Below are 17,307 nucleotides of genomic sequence, written 5' to 3'. Positions count from 1 at the left end.
TTTGGAACTTTGGAGTTTAAAAACACTTTGAAAGATAAAAGAAATATTGATTTACATGCATCAGAAATCAAAAGACGATTAAAAAAGGAATGAAAACGGAGTAGGATGTCTACATTCATACAATAGAAAATAATAGCTTTTGCAAATGTCGGTAAGCTATATGATACTCTTGTTGATTACAAAGCCTGACTTGTTAAACTACTAATAGTAGGTGATGATGAGCAGATATTAAACGATTGTAAATTCGGTTTATGGAACCGTTTAACGCTACAAACATGTATGAAGATAAACAAATAAAAGCACGCTAAATAGAATAGTTCTGTTTAGCGTGCCTTTTCAATTTATTTATTGTACTCCTCTTGCAAAATGCTGTAAATTTCCAAATCGACAATACCTTTACCAGACCAGAAAGAAGCTTTTCTTAATAAACCTTCTTTCATAAAGCCACTTTTTAAAAGCACTTTTTTTGACGCATCGTTCATCGGCATAACCTCTGCTTGAATTCTATTAATGTTCGCTTCATCAAATAAAAATTTACAAATGGTTTGTACAGATTCCGTTGCAATGCCCTTATTCCAATAGTCCTCTGCTAAATAGTAGCCGATTGTTACCATATTTACTTTTTGGTTAAAATCCATCGCTTCGATTATACCGACTAAAGAATCTGGTTGATCTTTATAAAAAATCCCCCATTTCACTCTATTTCTTTTCGTGAAGTCACGTTCAAAATGACTAATCATTTTTTGGACAGTTTGAATATTGTGTTTCGGGATAATGCCACAATACTGAAATACTTTTTCATTATCGTAGATAGCGAATAACATGTCTAAATGGCTTTCTTCTATTTGTTTAAATTGTAGGTTGCTAGAATGTAATAATGGGAAGCTTTCAAAGATTTTTTCTACATTCATTGGATTTTCTCCTTTGCTTGTCATTTGGCGAAGTTGTTTTAATGATTTGGAATTTTCATTTGGTAAAGTTATTTAAATAAGTATTTATTCAATATTTTCTAGTTAAACCATTATATTGTAAAGTGGGAATTGAGTAAATCTAAAATAAAAAAGCTGCATCGTATAAAATACGCTACAGCTTCGAATTGGTTTGTGCCCTTTGATGGTGCTACTGAAAGCAGTATACCATAGATTACTAAATAATTGTGATATTTATGTATTATAAATCTTTTGAAATCAATGGAAGTACGTGATGTCATCATTTTTAATAGCCAATAACAGGTGTCTGTCACTAGTAATTAGCTTTCTACATATTATGGAAATCTAGTCCTTGATAAGTTTTTTACCCATAGCCCCTCTTGATGCTGAACGTCAAGAGGGGCTTGTTATTTTATTTGCGAGAGCAAAGTTAGCTTTGTTAATCGGACAAAAAATTTAATCTCTCTATCAATTATTATCATACTGGATTAGGACACGGAATAGATTGTTATAGTTCTACTATTAGGAATATGGAGTCGAGAGCAAAAGAGCACATAATTTTTACTATTATGTAACAGAAATCACGGCTTGTAATAGAAAAAATACAAGTCAAAAGGGGCCAAGTGATAGAAACGACATTTTGATAGCTAAAAGACTGTGCAATAAAGATAAAGTTGTTTTCCTTCTATTGCAATAGTCCGCTCTATGTTGAATAACACAACTATTATTAATAATTTACACTGGAAGGAGAATCAAATGACACAGTATCATCAGCAGTCGTCCGTTGAAGTCATGAATAAACTGAATGTGACCAATCAGGGATTGAGTGATTATGACGTTCAAAAGAGGCAAGAGGTTTACGGGTATAATGTTTTAGAGGAAAGTAAAAAGGTAAGTACACTTGCCGTTTTTTTCGGCCAGTTTAAAGATTTATTAGTGATTATTTTAATGGTAGCGGCTTTTATTTCATTTCTATTAGGTGAAGTAGAAAGTACGATTGTTATTTTGATTGTAATTATTTTAAATGCAGTTCTGGGCACTGTTCAACATGTAAAGGCAGAAAAATCTTTAGGTAATTTGAAAGCACTGTCTTCGCCCATAGCGAAAGTAATGCGTAATAATCAGATAATAGAAATTCCTTCTGAAGATATCGTTGTGGGAGATCTTCTATATTTGGAGGCTGGAGATTATATAAATGCTGATGGAAGATTACTAGAAAGCCATAATCTTCATATTAATGAAAGTTCGTTGACAGGTGAATCATTAGCTGTCGCAAAAAGTGCCGATTCGATTAAGGAAGATGTAACCATTGCGGATAAGAAAAATATGGTCTTCACTGGAAGCTTTGTCACGAATGGACGAGGCGTTGTTATTGTGACAGCTATCGGAATGGACACGGAAATTGGGAAAATTGCTAATTTACTTGATACTGCAAAAGAAAAGAAAACGCCTCTACAAGTAAGTCTAGATCAATTTGGAGAAAAATTAGCTTTAGGCATCACGATGATTTGTGTTGTTATTTTCACAATTGATTTGGTTCGAGGCCGTGAATTAGTAGAATCGTTTATGTTTGCTGTTTCGTTGGCAGTTGCCGCCATACCAGAGGCATTAAGTTCGATTGTCACAATTGTCTTGGCTTTTGGGACACAAAAAATGGCAAAGGAAAATGCTATAATACGAAAGCTCTTTGCTGTTGAAAGTTTGGGAAGTGTTTCGGTTATTTGTTCAGATAAAACAGGGACTTTAACTGAAAACAAAATGGTTGTCCAACATGTATACGTTAATCAGAAAGTGATTCCACACGATCAACTATATATGAAAAATGCAATTGAGAAAGATCTGATTTTAAAGGCGTTATTATGTAATGATGCGTTGGAAAGAGATCATAAGGAAATCGGGGATCCTACTGAAATTGCCCTTGTGAAATTAGGAAAGCAGTATGATTTTGATGAATTACTTGTTAGAGACCATTGTCCAAGGGTGGCAGAGCTCCCTTTTGATTCAGATCGGAAGCTTATGAGTACGGTTAATCGGATTAATCAGCAAAGTATTATGATTACTAAGGGAGCACTAGACGTTCTGCTATTCAAAATGTCAAAAATGAATACGTCGCAAGGTCTAGTTAATCTGACGCAAGAACATCGAAAAAAAATCGAAGAAGTGAATCGAGATTTTTCAATGAATGGTTTAAGAGTATTAGCCATTGCATATAAGGAAGTAAGAGAAGGCCGTCCAATTACTGTATTTGATGAAAGAGATTTAATTTTTGTAGGATTAATAGCAATGATGGACCCACCTAGAAAGGAATCGAAGGCAGCCGTTGAAAGCTGTATTAAAGCAGGTATTAAACCTGTAATGATTACAGGTGACCATAAAATAACAGCCACTGCCATAGCCAAACAAATCGGGATTTTACAGGACCCATCCGAAGCGATTGAAGGAGCTGAAATTGAAGGTTTAACGGATCGCGAACTGCAAGAAAAAGTTCAAGATGTTTCAGTTTATGCTCGCGTAACGCCGGAACAAAAAATTCGTATTGTGAGAGCGTGGCAGGAAAAGGGCAATGTCGTTGCGATGACCGGTGATGGTGTCAATGATGGTCCCGCTTTAAAACAAGCTGATATCGGTGTAGCAATGGGGATAACCGGTACTGAAGTAGCGAAAGATGCATCATCTATGATATTAACAGATGATAATTTTTCAACGATTGTCAAAGCAATCTCGAATGGACGAAGCATCTATACGAACATTAAAAATGCGATTTTATTTTTGTTATCTGGAAATGCAGGGGCAATTTTTGTCGTTTTATATGCTACTATATTAGGTTTACCCGTTCCATTTGCACCTGTTCATCTATTATTTATTAACCTACTTACCGATAGTTTGCCGGCCATTGCCATTGGACTGGAACCAAATAATAAAAACACCATGAAGGACAAGCCAAGAGATATTCGCACACCATTGTTAAATAAAGCTTTTACGACGCAAGTTATACTGGAAGGTTTATTAATTGCAATTGCTACAGCTGTTGCTTTTGAAATCGGATTGTCAACAGGAGATACTTTAACAGCTAGTACGATGGCGTTTACTACTTTATGTTTGTCGAGATTAATTCATGGCTTTAATTCCAGATCGAAGCAATCGATTTTTGCCATTGGTGTATTTTCGAATAAATATACTTGGTTAGCATTTTTAATCGGTTTTGTTGCTTTACATGCCGTATTATTTGTTCCATCATTTACGGGTATCTTCGAAGTGGCCGCATTAAGTGGCGCCCAATTAGGCTTTATTTATAGCTTATCGTTTATGCCGTTTTTAGTTAATCAGTGGTTTAAACTATTGTTTGTCAGAAGTAAATAAGGCAACTTCATAAAGTGTCAGGCACCCAAATAGTGCTTGACACTTTTAATATTTCTTTAAATTCCCAGTTGTAAAAAGGAACGTACGTGCGTAAAATATAAATACAAACAAACGTTCTTGTTACGGACGAGGGGAGAAGGATGTTGGATGAAAGAACAGTTAATAAAAGCAATGCAACGCAATCAGTCAGTTCATATGATGTATGTATCCAAATGCGGTGAAATTACAAAAAGGCAAGTGAAAATCATAAAAGTTGTAAATAACTGCTTTTCTGCATATTGCTTCACACGACAAGCAAAGCGTACTTTTATTATCAGCAATGTTCTTGCAATTATTCCAGTTATAACACAAGAGCGTGATGTCGTGTGAATTATGAGGCGATGCCCAATAGACCTATTATGTGTATCGATATGAAGTGTTTTTACGCTAGTATCGTGGCGATGTTACATGGATTAGATGTTTTAAAAACACCAGTTGCAGTAGTAGCAAATTTTGACCAGCCAGGTAGCGTAGTGCTTGCTGCATCACCATTAATGAAAGAGAAATATAAAATCAAAACTGGCAGTAGACGTTATGAGATACCAAAACATCCTGACATTAGATTATTTGAGCCTAAAATGAGTTTCTTTATTCAAATGTCGATGACGATTACAAAATTGATCGCTAATTACGTACCTGTTGATGCGATACATGTGTATAGTGTGGATGAAAGTTTTGTTGATTTAACTGGCACGGAAAAGCTTTGGGGTTCACCCGAAGAGACGGCCAAGGAAATACAAAAGGCTATTCTTGACCAATTTAGTATACCTAGTGCAGTAGGTATGGGACCCAATATGTTAATCGCCAAATTAGCTTTAGACCTTGAAGCAAAGAAAACAGGTTTTGCTAAATGGACGTATGAGGATATTCCAAAGAAACTGTGGCCTGTTCGACCTTTATCTGAAATGTGGGGCATAGGAAAACGAATGGAGGCAAATCTAAATGCTATGGGAATACAAACAGTTGGTGGTTTGGCTAATGCAGATTTAGCAGAATTAGAAAAGTGCTTTGGGGTAATGGGCAATCAACTCTACTACCATGCATGGGGAATAGATCTATCTAAATTAGGGGAGCCGTTAATAACAAACGGAGCATTAAGTTTTGGTAAGGGTCAAATGCTGATGAGGGATTATCACACACGAAAAGAGATTGCGGTAGTGCTTCTAGAAATGTGTGAAGACGTAATGAAGCGCACACGTGATGCAGGGTTTGTTGGCCGTACAATTAGCTTAGGTCTTTCCTATAGTCATAATGCCATGACCAAAGGGTTTCATCGTTCGAAAACCATTGCAGTGCCGACAAGTGAAACGCTTGTGATGTATAAAGCTTGTATTGAATTACTGGATGAACATTTTGCTGGAGAGCCAGCACGACAATTATCAGTCAGAATATCCAACCTAGAGAAAGAGCATAGTATTCAATTGGATTTATTTGATGAACGTAAGCCGCAACGTCAGATAATTGGTCCTACAATGGATGCCATACGTAACAGGTTTGGAGCTACCTCAATATTAAGAGCCGTTTCTTATACAAAAGCTGGTACAGCTATAAAACGAGATCGCTTAGTTGGTGGTCATTTGGCATAGGAGTGATTGGAATGATAAAAGATAGAGGGACGATTAAATGGGCATCGATGATGTTGCCAGAACATTTAGAGCTTCTCAGAGAGTACAAAGAAGAGTATATGGAACAGCCAAGAGAATTGACTGAATGGGAACTGGAAGAACTACAAAAAACAATTAATCAAGCTTTTAATCAACAGTTGACCGTTACAGTAGAAGTGTGGAAGGACCATACAATCACACAATGGACTGGTATAGTTAAATCGATGAATACGAATGACCTCATACTTGAAACGCTACTTAAAACGGAGAGTATCCCCATCCCAAATATTCAATCAGCCCAACTGGATGCTGATTACTATGATTAAAGCCGATGAAAGACAGTTACTTCATAAGTATCTTTTGTTAGAGCTAGCAGTTAAATCATTACAGGTTGATTATTGTAAATTAGAGCAGTTTAAAATGAAAACAGTATTTCTTCCAATGATGGATTCATTACTAAAGGAGCTAAGACAAGAATATTTTAATCTCAAACGAGAACTTGCACAAAAACGTATACGAGTAGTAGGTTGGCAACCGATAGATGAATACTTTAGTGACGTACAAGTTGCTACTGCAGGGAATGATGTAGTACTCCGTTATGCAAATCAAGCTCTTAAATCACAGGTGGAGAAGCTGTTGATTAATCATATACGGCGCGTTGAATAAAGAGTGATGACAAAAATTCTTTCAACCTTTATTTATTAGCAAAACCGAAAATACTCCATTTTGCAAAGAGATTTGTCAAAATGGAGTTAATATTTTTAACTAAGTATAAGATTTTATAAAATTTGATTAGAGTCGTATACAACTAAAACACTCGCTAAGGCAAACCGAAAATGGCATTACACTGGTATCTCCAGTTCAAATAAATTTTCTCAAAAATGTATGATATTATACAGTTGAATGGAAAGAAAAATAGAATTGGGAGGTTCAATATGAAAAGTGAAAATAAACAATATGCCATAACTGTTATTACCAATATATTAAAAGTAATGCATAGTAAAGAATATGAAAAAATATTAAATTATGTGGATGAATCTAAAGTGTATGATATTGGTGATTTATTCCATTATGTCCAAGAAACATTAAACTTAAATGGATTGGATTCATTTGATGAATATGGAGCTCCATGTAATTTCCATCCCCAATACGAATATGCACAAATTAACTTTTATGAATTCAAGGACAACAGTGGATTTGCAGTTGATTATGATTTAACTTCAAATTCAAAACTGGCAGATATGTGTTTACAAATGGAGTTTTTATATACGGATAACGGATTAAAAAGTGTTTTTATCACAGTTGACCCACAGTAAAACAATAATTTGAAGAGTCGCAAATCAACTTATAAATCTAAATTTAAAGGAGAATATATGGAAATATACAATATGAATTTGAATATTCATTATTCTGCACCACAAGAAGTTTGGGATAAGTTGGAGCGTTTATATAGAGAAATGCCTAACTGGAACCACTTTGTAAACGGCTGTCCACAGTGGTATGGTTCAGATGGTAAATTGATAGAAGTAAGTATTGAATCAAGTGGACTACAATTTTATGCTCAATTGCCATCAGAAGAATGGAATGAATGGATTACATTATTTAAGAAACGCGCTACAAAATTATTGGGATATGAAGTGGGCGAACCAGAAGATGGTTTTGCATTTCATTATTATAATTAACTCTCAGATTGTCCATAAACGTAACTTGACAATACATAAGACACCTCGGTGTCTTTTTTATATTATCGACAATTCTTTGCAAGATAAAATTCAATCGTGACATAAGGATTAATGAAGGTCTTCATAACCATATCAACCTTGATATAAGAACAAATGTAAAGCGCATGTTTTGAAATCTTTTTTCAAAACATGCGCTTAAAGTTTGATAAAGAGTGCCATTTATTTGAGAGCGAACGAACTACCACCCGTAGCACGGTATAATCGACTGACCATCAGGGAGAAAAGACCCCAGGGTTATCGTCTCGCCATGCGCCTATGCAGCCAATTAAACAGGCAGTGTAGCTTCTCATTACGCAATCGATTGCACTATCCGCATATTCAATTGCGATATTTATGTTCGGCTTGCGCCAAGCCAAAATTTGACCAGAGAACCCAGGCCACGCACATTTTTCATCCATTTCAGGTCGACCATATGCCTTTATTGACTCATCTGGTGTTGAGCACATCGTGATTCCCTTAGGAAGCTTTCCAGAAAACGGCTTTTTAATTCGGTCATCTGATCCAGGAGCAAGAAAATGTATAGCACCAATAATCCATTCATCTTGATTTGTATAGTGGAGTCCAGTCAAATCATTTATTTTTGAGGCACGATAAATATCAATGCGTATCGATGCTTTTACAGACCAAATAATATCGTCGTTGAAATAGCTGTTCGGGGAAGGCATTCGCTTGACATTGAATGATTGTAGCAAAGCTTGAACATTTTTAGGACTATATGGATGGCCAAGCATGTCAATAAGCTGTTCAGATGGTTCTTTCATGCATATTTCACTCCTTTTGCTTCGGTTCAAGGGAACAACACGAAAAAGGCATTCATCTCCTTGAGCCAACTTTTTAATACCCGTACCCCATGTGACGGGGCAAAACGATTGGCAAAGTATTCATTTTTATATTCTACATTACTTCTAATCTTCCCTTCTTCCACTATACGCCTGTCCGCCATTAATGCCGCGTACTACCCACACTATCACATACCGAACTGTAGACCGCATCCACTGCGCATGATGAACACGTGATATTTATCAAGACTTTTCATGCTTTTTTATTGTCCTACAAAATAATTAAAATTTTTTTAGTTTCATTGAAACTTTTTCAACTCTCTAATTCTCTTCTATATTAAGAAAGAAAAAATAGCAAAGAAAGGTGTATTGGAATGAAAGCAAGGAAAAGAATTAGATGGACAAGATTTGTAGCGGTCATTTTGTTCTTTACTATCATGCTAGGTGCGGGATACTACTTTTTAGGTGGACAAGTTGAAGAGCATGGGCAAGCTGAAAATCTTGCAAGTGATAAGGCAAGATTTGAAGAAAATGATGATAGTGAGGATGTAATAGAGGAAGAAGGGACAGAAGAAGAGGAAGAAGAATTAGAGAATGAAACAGTTGCATTGAATCCTGACGGAAAATATATAGCACTTACATTTGATGATGGCCCGAGTGTCAAAGTTACACCACGCGTTTTACAAACATTAGCGCAGCATGAAGCAAAGGCAACATTCTTTATGTTAGGAAGCAGAGTTGAGATGTATCCAAATATTGCGGCACAAGTCGTTGCTGAAGGTCACGAAATAGCAAATCACACCTTTAGTCATCCAAATTTAAAGAAATTGACGCACAATGAAATGACAGAAGAAATCAATAAAACAAACAAAATTATTGAAGCAACAACAGGTGTAACTCCAACCTTATTTCGACCTCCATACGGGATATACAACCAAGACATTCTAAATTATACCGCGTCAGAAAATTATACTACAATTATGTGGTCTGTCGACTCGTTAGATTGGAAAAGTCGCAACCCAGCAGCTATAAAAAACGAAATTTTAAATCAAATCGCAAATAAATCGGTAGTGTTAATGCATGATATTCATACAGCAACAGCTGAAGCCTTACCAGAAATATTAATGGCATTAAAAAAAGAAGGATATGAATTTGTAACAGTATCAGAACTGTTATCGCTAAAAAGTGAAAAAGTCGATCCCTATTTCGGCAATTGATTGTGCAAAGGAAACGAATGTAGTCCATAAAACCATGACATAATAACAATGTTATTCAACATTCGTATATTGCATTCCCTAGTAACGTTTAACGGGAGGTGAGCCTTTGAATACTCAAAGAATCGAAGAGAAATTTAATGAAATTTATGACAAAACCTATCATCAATGTGTAGTGTATGTCATTAGCAAATGCAATCATACGAGTGTTATCCCGGATATAATACAAGAAACTTATATAGCGCTGTATCGAATACTAAAGGACAAGGGCATTGATTATCTAAAGAACCCAGAGGCTTATGTCATACGAATCGCTAAATCTAAAATCTACCAACATTATTCTTTAAAAGAAAAAGTAAAGCGTATCATACCGTTGTTTGATATAAATAAAGAAGATGAAGAATATAATCATGCAGATACGGACATAGAGCAATATGAAAATGAGATAGAGATGGCAATAGAAAACAAAGAATTATTATCTGACATTTGGAGCTTTTTGCAAACCAAACCTCAAAAAGTGCAAAAGGTATTTTACTTATTTTATTATGCTGAACTTTCAATTCCTGAAATTGCAAAATTACTACATTTAAATCAATCCACGATAAAAAATTATATTTACCGCACCACTCATGAAATACGAAAAAAGTTTGGGAAGGACGGTTGAGGCGATTATGAAGCAGCATGAACGAAAGGTATTAAAACGTGTTATAGAAGAAAACTTATTAAATAAGGAAAGGATACGAAAAAAAGTATTAACAATGGCTGAAAATGAAACGAAGCCCAAGAAGAAAGATTTTTTAACTTTTTTTAAAATGAAGTTTATCGTGATTCCTTTAACGGCCTGTCTACTATTCATGTTCTTTGTAAATCTAAGTCCGACTTTTGCTCTGGCAATGTCAAAGGTTCCTGTATTAGGAGCAGTAGTAAAAGTGATTACGATTGATGAATATATAGAAAAGACAGATTCGATTGATGCACATATTAAAATTCCTCAATTCTCTGATATAGGGAATCCATCATTAGAAAATCAGATTAATACGATGATTAAGGAAAAAATTGAGAGCCTTGCTGCGAAAGCAAAACAGGACTCAGCGGAATTTAAGAAAAACTTCCTTGGAGAGGGCGAGGATGCAAGGGATATTAATGAATATACACCTAGCACATACAAATTTGATTATGAAGTAAAAAGCTCAAATGCAAAAATCTTGTCATTTATCATTAATGAAACAGAAACTACAAATGGATTAACATTTGATACAAAGTATTTTTATAATATTGATTTAACAACAGGAAAGGAACTAACGTTAGAAGATTTACTAGGAAAAGATTACGAAAAAATAGTAGATCCAGAAATAGAGCGTCAAGTGAAGGAACGTGCGAAGACCGATGAAAATCTTTGGTCGTACTATCAAGAATATTATTCTTCAAAGGGAGATGGTGGAATAGACGAATATACGTCAAAAAACTTCTATATTAATGAACAAGGAAATCCAGTCATCTTTTTCTATGAATATTACATTGCTCCACCCTATGCTGGTCCACAAGAATTTGAGATTAAACGCTAAACATATTAAAACAACAGAGAAAACCCAGTTCCCTCTACAAAAGGTACTGGGTTTTTATAGTATTTTGTCGATAAAGTAACTATATTGCAAATATTATCATTATTTCTGTTTTAACGAAAATTACGAGGTACTACATCTCCTTGGTGGGTAAACTATTAGAAATTAGGTGAAGATAATATGTCGATTGAATTAATCTTAACAGCATTAAATAAAAGGTTAGATAAAGAGAACAGGATTATCATACAAAGGGAGAATGGAGAAATTTTAAATGTAACCTGTGATTGGAATTGTCCAATATCAAATCATGAACTACAGGAATTCACTTTAGAAACTCAGCATGTTTTACCGAAGGAATTGTGCTTATTTTTAAAACATAGTAATGGAGCGAAATTATTTAATGATAATGGTCTTGGTTATGATTTCTTTGAAATATTTAAATTAAGCCAGATATTAAATTATATCCATGAATATGAGACCAATATATACTATCAAAGTGCCTATGATAAAAATTGGTTTATGATGGGTAATTATAGAGGATATGGTGATTATATGTTCGTTGATTCTCAAAAAGTTGCTAATGGGGAGGATAATTATCTTATCTTTGTTCATGAAGGAGACATTTAAAGGTTACCTATGAACTTTGAAACTTGGCTGGACAGATTTATTGTTACACAGGGAGCTAGATATTGGCTATGGTAATTGCAAGTTTCATTAGTATTTTAAACAGTTCAATAAATTGACATATACATCGCATACGATATAAAATAAAAATACATCGTATGCGATATATTGTGAGGTGAAAAAAATTAAAGCTTTCTTACTTGAAGATCAACTATGTTTTGCTGTATACAAGGCAGCTAACCAATTTACAAAGTTATATCGGCAAGTGCTGGAGCCATTTGGTTTGACATATCCACAGTATTTGGTGCTACTTGCTTTATGGGAACAAGATAGTCTAGTGGTGAAACAAATTAGCGAAAAATTGAGTTTGGGCATAGGCACGTTAAATCCAATATTAAATAAGCTTGTTGATAAAGGATGGGTGACGAAAGAAACATCGTCTAAGGATAAACGTGCTGTAATTATTTCTTTGACTGAGAAGGCAAGAGCAACTGAAACGTTGATTACAGAAAAGTTAGTGGAGAAAATGGCACATTGTGATGCTTTGACAGTAATAGACGGTGATTTAAGGGCACAGTTGCAAAATTTAAATGAATTATTAACTCAATTAAATAACATGGAGGTAAAAGATGAGTATTTATGATATCAATGTAACATTAGAAGATGGTTCAGAATATAGTTTAGAAAAATACAAAGGTAAAGCTTTGTTAATAGTCAATACTGCAACAAAATGTGGTTTAGCTCCACAATTTGAAGAATTAGAACAATTGTATACTACTTATCGAGATATGGGGTTAGAAGTGCTAGGTTTTCCATCTAATCAATTTAAGCAAGAAATGTCTTCAGCGCTGGATGCCGCTGAAGCTTGCCGTTTAACGTATGGCGTTACATTTCCTATGCATGAAATTATCAAGGTAAATGGTAAAGAAGCACATCCTCTTTATAATTATTTAAAAACGCATTCGAAAGGCTTCTTAGGAAGTAATATTAAATGGAATTTCACAAAATTCTTAGTTAATCCAGAAGGAGAAGTAGTAGCTCGATTTGGTCCAACTGATAAGCCAAAAAGCATTGAGTCGGATATAAAAAGAGTTTTGAATTTACACTAATATTGAAACAGCGAAAAATGCGGTTTTAACATTTTCAAAAGCCCTTCCTATTATGGAGGGCTTTTATTTTGAATGTGGGTATTCCAAAAGCTTCATATTGTTACTTAATTGTATAAATGACGATTATATTTCCTTGTTCTGTATCTATGTAAACGTTCGGATATTAAGAATTGAATAGACTAGAGAAGGTGCAGAAAAAGAAAGGGGGATAATAGATAGATGGAAATTTCAAATAATGCACTAAATCTCATAGCGAAGTGGGAAGGGTTTCGCTCCGATGCCTATATAGGTCCTGACAATGTTTGGACCATCGGCTACGGAACAACAAAATGGCCAAGTGGCAAAGCAGTTGAAAAGGGGCAAACCATTACAAAAGAAGATGCGTGGGAACTATTACGAAAGCAAGCACAAGAGCATGCTACTACCATTGAATACTATGTTAAAGTGCCACTTAACCAAAATCAGTACGATGCACTGGCAAGTTTCCAATATAATTTAGGACGATATATTTTAAGAAATAGTGCCCTATTAGTATATTTAAATAATAAGCAATGGGAACAAGTAAGCAAAGAAATGCTATTATACTGTAATGCTGGTGGAAAAAAGCTACAAGGGCTTGTGAATCGTCGTCTAGACGAAATTGCCCTTTTTTTAAAGCCTGTTGTTATAATAGATGTAAGTAAAAAAATAGAATATATTGAGATTGACAAAGAGCCAAAGAAATTCCGTATTCAAAGTGGGAAATATAATAGTCAAGAGGCAATGTTAGCTGCGATGAACGACGCATTAAAACAATATTATTTAGCGTATGCAGAACCAGTAAAAGGTAGCTCAAATGAAAATGGCTGGCGTTTTATAAGTGGTTGGTATAACGCAATAGAAGAAGCAAAAATCATTGCCGAGCGCGCTATTTTAGCAAATAAATTAAGTTACGCAACGATTCGTGGAACAACGCTTTAGGGTGTCAGGCACACAAACAATTCTGAATTGTTTGTGTGCCTGACACTAAACTTTTCTTGAATGTTTAAGTTTATGTAGTTCCTTTGTTAAATATTGAACTTGTTTTTCTAATTCATCAATTTTGTTTGAATTATTATTATTATTGTTGTTTGATTTCTGTGCTTCCTCCAATGCCATTATTGCTGCGATAGTAGCTAAGACATCTCCTAATGTAGTAATAATTCCCGCAATAACTGCTAGCTTAGCAGCATCATTTTCCATACCCGCTAAAAGATCAGTAAAATTATCCTTGTTTTTACTCATCTTTTCACCTCCCTAACCGAAAATCCTTATTACATCTTATTCCTTATCCATTTTTTAATTCGAGAGTTTAAATCAAAAGTTAGGCATAAAATGGTTTAGCTCCTATATTAAACACTTTTGCCAATGGACAAAGTGATGATTTTGAGTACAAAACAAGATAAACGTTTCAATTTATAAGCGTTCGCATTATGATTAATCATGGAAATATTTAATGATCTTCACCAAAATATATAGTAAAGTTCAGTGGAGGGTTCAAATGACACCAAAGCAAATTGTTGAGAAATTTTTTAAAGAAGTACGTTCGGGGCGTAATCCAGATTACGCAGTGGAATTAATGGCAGAGCAAGTATTGGCCCACCAAGTAATCTCTGAAGAGGAATTAACAGTACTAAGAACGCCTAAAGAATACGCTGATCATGTAAAAGAAATGATAGAGGCTTATGGTGACTTCTCATTAGAAATTCAAGAGTTGATGGTCCAAGATTTTAAAGTTTATGTTCGCTGGAAACAGGTTGGCAAGCATATTGGTGAAGTTGATGGATTTCAGCCTACAGGTCTTCCAGTCATTGAAATAGCAAGTGCTGTATACCGCATTGAAAATGAAAAAATAGCAGAATATTGGATTCAAATTGATCGTGCTGGTATGGAAAAACAACTGGAACGCAATAAAAATTAATAACACCCCTAGTGTTTGGAAATATTTTGGGCAAACCGACCGCTTTCTCTTTTATAATCTAGTGCTAGAATTAAATATTCGATTTAAAAACAGAGTTAATTCTACATAGATTAATTCTGTTTTTTGTATTGCTTGGTCAAGCTTAAAACTTCGAGAGATTAGGTTAATGATATTACATATTATGGATTTATAAGTTTAACATGTATAATAAAGGGGTATTAAGGTAAATATTTCTATTTATGTATTAGCTTCATAATAGAATGATAACTGACCAGTACGCTACAATTATAAATCTTGGCAAAATGTATATTTATTAACGATGAAAAAATAGGAGTGATTTGATTTGACACAATTTACAGCATTACAAGAAGCTCATGCCTTCGCAGAGGCATTTCTACTAACTACTGAGCCGTCATCTTTAAAACATCCTTATAAAAAGGATAAAGGCCGATATCCACGAGTACGAAAATTTATCCAAAACTATTTATTAAATGGTTCTAGTGAAACATTCAATTCCTCTCCAATACAACAAGGTGTTGGGCAATTAATGATGTTTTGTGCTCAGTTCGCCCAACAAAAGGCTCAAACTGGAGAACGTGATGAAGTTTACAAGGAAATTGTTGATATAATTATTCCAAAACTAATCGATAAAGCATTAAATTTCCCAACAAATCCAATTGATCAATTAGCAGGCTTAATTTATTTAGGTGCAGCAATGCTAAAAAAGTTAGATGAAACACAGAACGATGTTTCCTTTTCTAATTTAGATGCGTTGTTAGCGCAATACCGAAACCATTTTGCTAATGAAGTATTAAATTCTAAAGAATACCATATTATTATGTACTATCGTACGCCATCTGCTTGGACATATGATGATGTAGAAAAATCGTACCGTTTTGCTACGGGGCCATATGCCGGTCAAATTGGCTATTGGATAACAACGGCAGAGCCATTAACAGATCCACAGAAAACTTACTTAGATAAACAAACAGTTCTTGATGATGGAGGAAAGGTTGTGTTTGCTGGTATTCAACCAGGAACTAGTAGTAAAAATTATTTGAACCATCATGCAGATTTTAATACGAAAAACCAAAGATTTATTCTGAATTCTTCGCTGAATGCGATTGCGTGTTGGATGGCAGCACATATATATGATGTAAAGGTTCATGAGACTGGAGCTTCCTTAGAACCTGCACATAATTTGAAAAACGCAATTCGTGATGTACTTAGTTATACTCAATGGGGAATCAATACTTCAGTGGCTAATGCCTCTAAAGGTTGTTTCCAGCAAGAGCCCTATAACAATTCATTATCTGCAAAAAGGGTTCTTCCAGTGCATGGGTTTTCTGAAGTGAACCTGACAAATAATATGTTACGTGCCCGATTCGATTCTCCAGCATATAATGCATTTGCTATAACATTCTTGCAAATCTATGCAAGCTTAATAGAAAATCCGACAGCTTCATCATGGAACAGTCTTGTTCCTAATAACGATTCGGATTCGGCAGTTATGGTTACGCAGTTAATTAATACTTACGAGGCTATTTTTGATAACTATTCAATTATTAAAAATAACCTAATTAGTCATTTGTTTAGCCATGCTAAATATTGGGGAATGTACATTCCTGAGAATGCCATGTTGGGTTCATCAGAATTAATGAAGAATCCATGGCAAATGCCTAATAAAGGTGAGGGCATCAATCAAGCAATGATTGGATTATTTAATGTTTATCCTGGCGTTACGGGGCAAGGTTCTACAAGCATTGATAATAAAGTATCAAAGGCCATAAAACTGCAACTTGATATTGGGCAATCATTACATGGTCAAAGTAAGTTTCCTTCCCATGGTCGTTCAGGTCTTTGGGATTTAGCCCGCCTAGATATATTAGCCGATGCTTGCAATACAAATGGGACTGTTGATTTAGCTACAGACCTTACTACGACTGATAAAGAATCTCCAAACTGTGCTGGAGCACGACGAGCATTCTACGCTTTAGCGATGGCATTAGTAGTGGATCAATCTAACAATTTTGCTTTAAATTAATAGTTAAAGCTCACTACGGATAAAAGGGTAATAAACAAACGTAAGTTCTTTTTTGATTCACAAGAAATATGGAACGGGATGCTAGAAGTGAGCTAAATCGACATTAGAATCTTAGAGAATTGCATGCCTTTATCAACAGGGATAGGGGGTTTTTAAGAATCCGTGAGCAATGCTTTTGCTAGTTTAGCTAAAACATGTCGTTTCTTGCGCTTACCCGGGAAATTTTTTTATTTCCTGACCTTACAACCATATTTCCAATAAGACATTAGGAATGTTCAAATAGAGCTAAAAATAACGAAAGGCATAAAGAGTGCACTTCTTTATGCCTTTTGGTCAACAATATAAGCATGTAAAAAATAGGG

19 protein-coding genes are annotated in these 17,307 nt (G+C 34.8%); 16 read left to right on the top strand and 3 right to left on the bottom strand.

The window, feature by feature from the left end:
- Window positions 1-341 precede the first annotated feature (341 nt).
- Entirely contained in the window at window positions 342-911 is a 570-nt protein-coding gene (locus FC748_RS07455; RefSeq protein ID WP_108030893.1) for a GNAT family N-acetyltransferase, read from the bottom strand.
- Between the two features lie 774 nt (window positions 912-1,685).
- On the opposite strand from FC748_RS07455, the gene FC748_RS07450 reads away from it, so the two are divergent.
- From FC748_RS07450 to FC748_RS07420, 7 genes are all read left to right on the top strand, one after another.
- Window positions 1,686-4,289: a cation-translocating P-type ATPase gene (locus tag FC748_RS07450; RefSeq protein WP_024361880.1), complete on the top strand. Its 2,604-nt coding sequence runs from the start codon at window positions 1,686-1,688 to the stop codon at window positions 4,287-4,289.
- A gap of 147 nt (window positions 4,290-4,436) precedes the next feature.
- Window positions 4,437-4,658, top strand: a complete 222-nt coding sequence (locus FC748_RS07445) for a WYL domain-containing protein (RefSeq protein WP_024361879.1) — start codon at window positions 4,437-4,439, stop codon at window positions 4,656-4,658.
- On the top strand, window positions 4,655-5,914 hold the full coding sequence (locus tag FC748_RS07440) for a Y-family DNA polymerase (protein ID WP_024361878.1): 1,260 nt from the start codon (window positions 4,655-4,657) through the stop codon (window positions 5,912-5,914). The genes FC748_RS07445 and FC748_RS07440 overlap by 4 nt, the downstream gene beginning before the upstream one ends.
- Window positions 5,915-5,925: 11 nt before the next feature.
- Window positions 5,926-6,258 carry a YolD-like family protein gene (locus FC748_RS07435; protein WP_024361877.1) on the top strand — a complete coding sequence of 111 codons (333 nt, stop codon included), beginning with the start codon at window positions 5,926-5,928 and terminating at the stop codon, window positions 6,256-6,258.
- A complete protein-coding gene (locus FC748_RS07430; RefSeq protein WP_024361876.1) occupies window positions 6,251-6,598 on the top strand; it encodes a YhjD family protein in 348 nt (115 codons plus the stop codon). Before FC748_RS07435 ends, FC748_RS07430 begins: the two co-directional genes overlap by 8 nt.
- Before the next feature lie 269 nt (window positions 6,599-6,867).
- Complete coding sequence (locus FC748_RS07425) at window positions 6,868-7,248, top strand: DUF7668 domain-containing protein (RefSeq protein WP_029747172.1); 381 nt, start codon at window positions 6,868-6,870, stop codon at window positions 7,246-7,248.
- A gap of 72 nt (window positions 7,249-7,320) precedes the next feature.
- Window positions 7,321-7,614 (top strand): hypothetical protein, encoded by a 294-nt coding sequence (locus FC748_RS07420; protein WP_244311195.1) that lies wholly within the window; start codon window positions 7,321-7,323, stop codon window positions 7,612-7,614.
- 272 nt (window positions 7,615-7,886) lie between these two features.
- On the opposite strand, the gene FC748_RS07415 is transcribed toward FC748_RS07420, so the two are convergent.
- Entirely contained in the window at window positions 7,887-8,435 is a 549-nt protein-coding gene (locus FC748_RS07415) for a hypothetical protein (RefSeq protein WP_108030892.1), read from the bottom strand.
- Window positions 8,436-8,827: 392 nt separating this feature from the next.
- Here FC748_RS07415 and FC748_RS07410 point away from each other — a divergent pair, with 392 nt between their 5' ends.
- The 7 genes from FC748_RS07410 to FC748_RS07380 all read left to right on the top strand — a co-directional run bounded on the left by FC748_RS07410 (window position 8,828) and on the right by FC748_RS07380 (window position 13,922).
- Entirely contained in the window at window positions 8,828-9,670 is an 843-nt protein-coding gene (locus FC748_RS07410; RefSeq protein WP_024361872.1) for a polysaccharide deacetylase family protein, read from the top strand.
- 106 nt (window positions 9,671-9,776) lie between these two features.
- Window positions 9,777-10,331 carry an RNA polymerase sigma factor gene (locus FC748_RS07405; protein ID WP_024361871.1) on the top strand — a complete coding sequence of 185 codons (555 nt, stop codon included), beginning with the start codon at window positions 9,777-9,779 and terminating at the stop codon, window positions 10,329-10,331.
- Window positions 10,332-10,338: 7 nt separating this feature from the next.
- Window positions 10,339-11,232: a DUF3298 and DUF4163 domain-containing protein gene (locus tag FC748_RS07400; protein ID WP_167492650.1), complete on the top strand. Its 894-nt coding sequence runs from the start codon at window positions 10,339-10,341 to the stop codon at window positions 11,230-11,232.
- Between the two features lie 177 nt (window positions 11,233-11,409).
- A complete protein-coding gene (locus FC748_RS07395; protein ID WP_108030890.1) occupies window positions 11,410-11,856 on the top strand; it encodes an SMI1/KNR4 family protein in 447 nt (148 codons plus the stop codon).
- A gap of 172 nt (window positions 11,857-12,028) precedes the next feature.
- Window positions 12,029-12,496, top strand: coding sequence for a MarR family winged helix-turn-helix transcriptional regulator (locus FC748_RS07390; RefSeq protein WP_051147711.1), 468 nt, complete (start codon window positions 12,029-12,031; stop codon window positions 12,494-12,496).
- Window positions 12,483-12,962: a glutathione peroxidase gene (locus tag FC748_RS07385; protein ID WP_025219409.1), complete on the top strand. Its 480-nt coding sequence runs from the start codon at window positions 12,483-12,485 to the stop codon at window positions 12,960-12,962. The genes FC748_RS07390 and FC748_RS07385 overlap by 14 nt, the downstream gene beginning before the upstream one ends.
- Before the next feature lie 219 nt (window positions 12,963-13,181).
- Window positions 13,182-13,922, top strand: coding sequence for a lysozyme (locus tag FC748_RS07380; protein WP_024361866.1), 741 nt, complete (start codon window positions 13,182-13,184; stop codon window positions 13,920-13,922).
- A 45-nt stretch (window positions 13,923-13,967) separates the two neighbouring features.
- Here the strand turns inward: FC748_RS07380 and FC748_RS07375 are convergent, their stop codons facing one another.
- Window positions 13,968-14,225, bottom strand: coding sequence for a hypothetical protein (locus FC748_RS07375; protein WP_025219410.1), 258 nt, complete (start codon window positions 14,223-14,225; stop codon window positions 13,968-13,970).
- A gap of 256 nt (window positions 14,226-14,481) precedes the next feature.
- Between FC748_RS07375 and FC748_RS07370 the strand changes: the two genes are divergently transcribed.
- Together FC748_RS07370 and FC748_RS07365 are read left to right on the top strand one after the other, a co-directional pair.
- On the top strand, window positions 14,482-14,901 hold the full coding sequence (locus FC748_RS07370) for an ester cyclase (protein ID WP_025219411.1): 420 nt from the start codon (window positions 14,482-14,484) through the stop codon (window positions 14,899-14,901).
- Window positions 14,902-15,244: 343 nt separating this feature from the next.
- A complete protein-coding gene (locus FC748_RS07365; RefSeq protein ID WP_108030889.1) occupies window positions 15,245-16,945 on the top strand; it encodes a hypothetical protein in 1,701 nt (566 codons plus the stop codon).
- The last annotated feature ends 362 nt before the right edge of the window (window positions 16,946-17,307 follow it).

The organism is Lysinibacillus sphaericus, assembly GCF_005217585.1.
Lineage (GTDB): Bacteria > Bacillota > Bacilli > Bacillales_A > Planococcaceae > Lysinibacillus > Lysinibacillus sphaericus.
Note: the sequence above shows the minus strand (reverse complement) of the source record. Positions and strands in the feature narration are given on the sequence as shown.

Excerpts from the sequence above, each read along its gene's own strand:
- FC748_RS07435 (WP_024361877.1), top strand. The coding sequence starts at position 5,926 with ATGATAAAAGATAGAGGGACGATTAAATGGGCATCGATGATGTTGCCA.
- FC748_RS07445 (WP_024361879.1), top strand. The coding sequence starts at position 4,437 with ATGAAAGAACAGTTAATAAAAGCAATGCAACGCAATCAGTCAGTTCAT.
- FC748_RS07430 (WP_024361876.1), top strand. The coding sequence starts at position 6,251 with ATGATTAAAGCCGATGAAAGACAGTTACTTCATAAGTATCTTTTGTTA.
- FC748_RS07450 (WP_024361880.1), top strand. The coding sequence starts at position 1,686 with ATGACACAGTATCATCAGCAGTCGTCCGTTGAAGTCATGAATAAACTG.
- FC748_RS07385 (WP_025219409.1), top strand. The coding sequence starts at position 12,483 with ATGAGTATTTATGATATCAATGTAACATTAGAAGATGGTTCAGAATAT.
- FC748_RS07455 (WP_108030893.1), bottom strand. The coding sequence starts at position 911 with ATGAATGTAGAAAAAATCTTTGAAAGCTTCCCATTATTACATTCTAGC.
- FC748_RS07420 (WP_244311195.1), top strand. The coding sequence starts at position 7,321 with ATGAATTTGAATATTCATTATTCTGCACCACAAGAAGTTTGGGATAAG.
- FC748_RS07370 (WP_025219411.1), top strand. The coding sequence starts at position 14,482 with ATGACACCAAAGCAAATTGTTGAGAAATTTTTTAAAGAAGTACGTTCG.
- FC748_RS07415 (WP_108030892.1), bottom strand. The coding sequence starts at position 8,435 with ATGAAAGAACCATCTGAACAGCTTATTGACATGCTTGGCCATCCATAT.
- FC748_RS07375 (WP_025219410.1), bottom strand. The coding sequence starts at position 14,225 with ATGAGTAAAAACAAGGATAATTTTACTGATCTTTTAGCGGGTATGGAA.
- FC748_RS07410 (WP_024361872.1), top strand. The coding sequence starts at position 8,828 with ATGAAAGCAAGGAAAAGAATTAGATGGACAAGATTTGTAGCGGTCATT.
- FC748_RS07395 (WP_108030890.1), top strand. The coding sequence starts at position 11,410 with ATGTCGATTGAATTAATCTTAACAGCATTAAATAAAAGGTTAGATAAA.
- FC748_RS07380 (WP_024361866.1), top strand. The coding sequence starts at position 13,182 with ATGGAAATTTCAAATAATGCACTAAATCTCATAGCGAAGTGGGAAGGG.
- FC748_RS07425 (WP_029747172.1), top strand. The coding sequence starts at position 6,868 with ATGAAAAGTGAAAATAAACAATATGCCATAACTGTTATTACCAATATA.
- FC748_RS07400 (WP_167492650.1), top strand. The coding sequence starts at position 10,339 with ATGAAGCAGCATGAACGAAAGGTATTAAAACGTGTTATAGAAGAAAAC.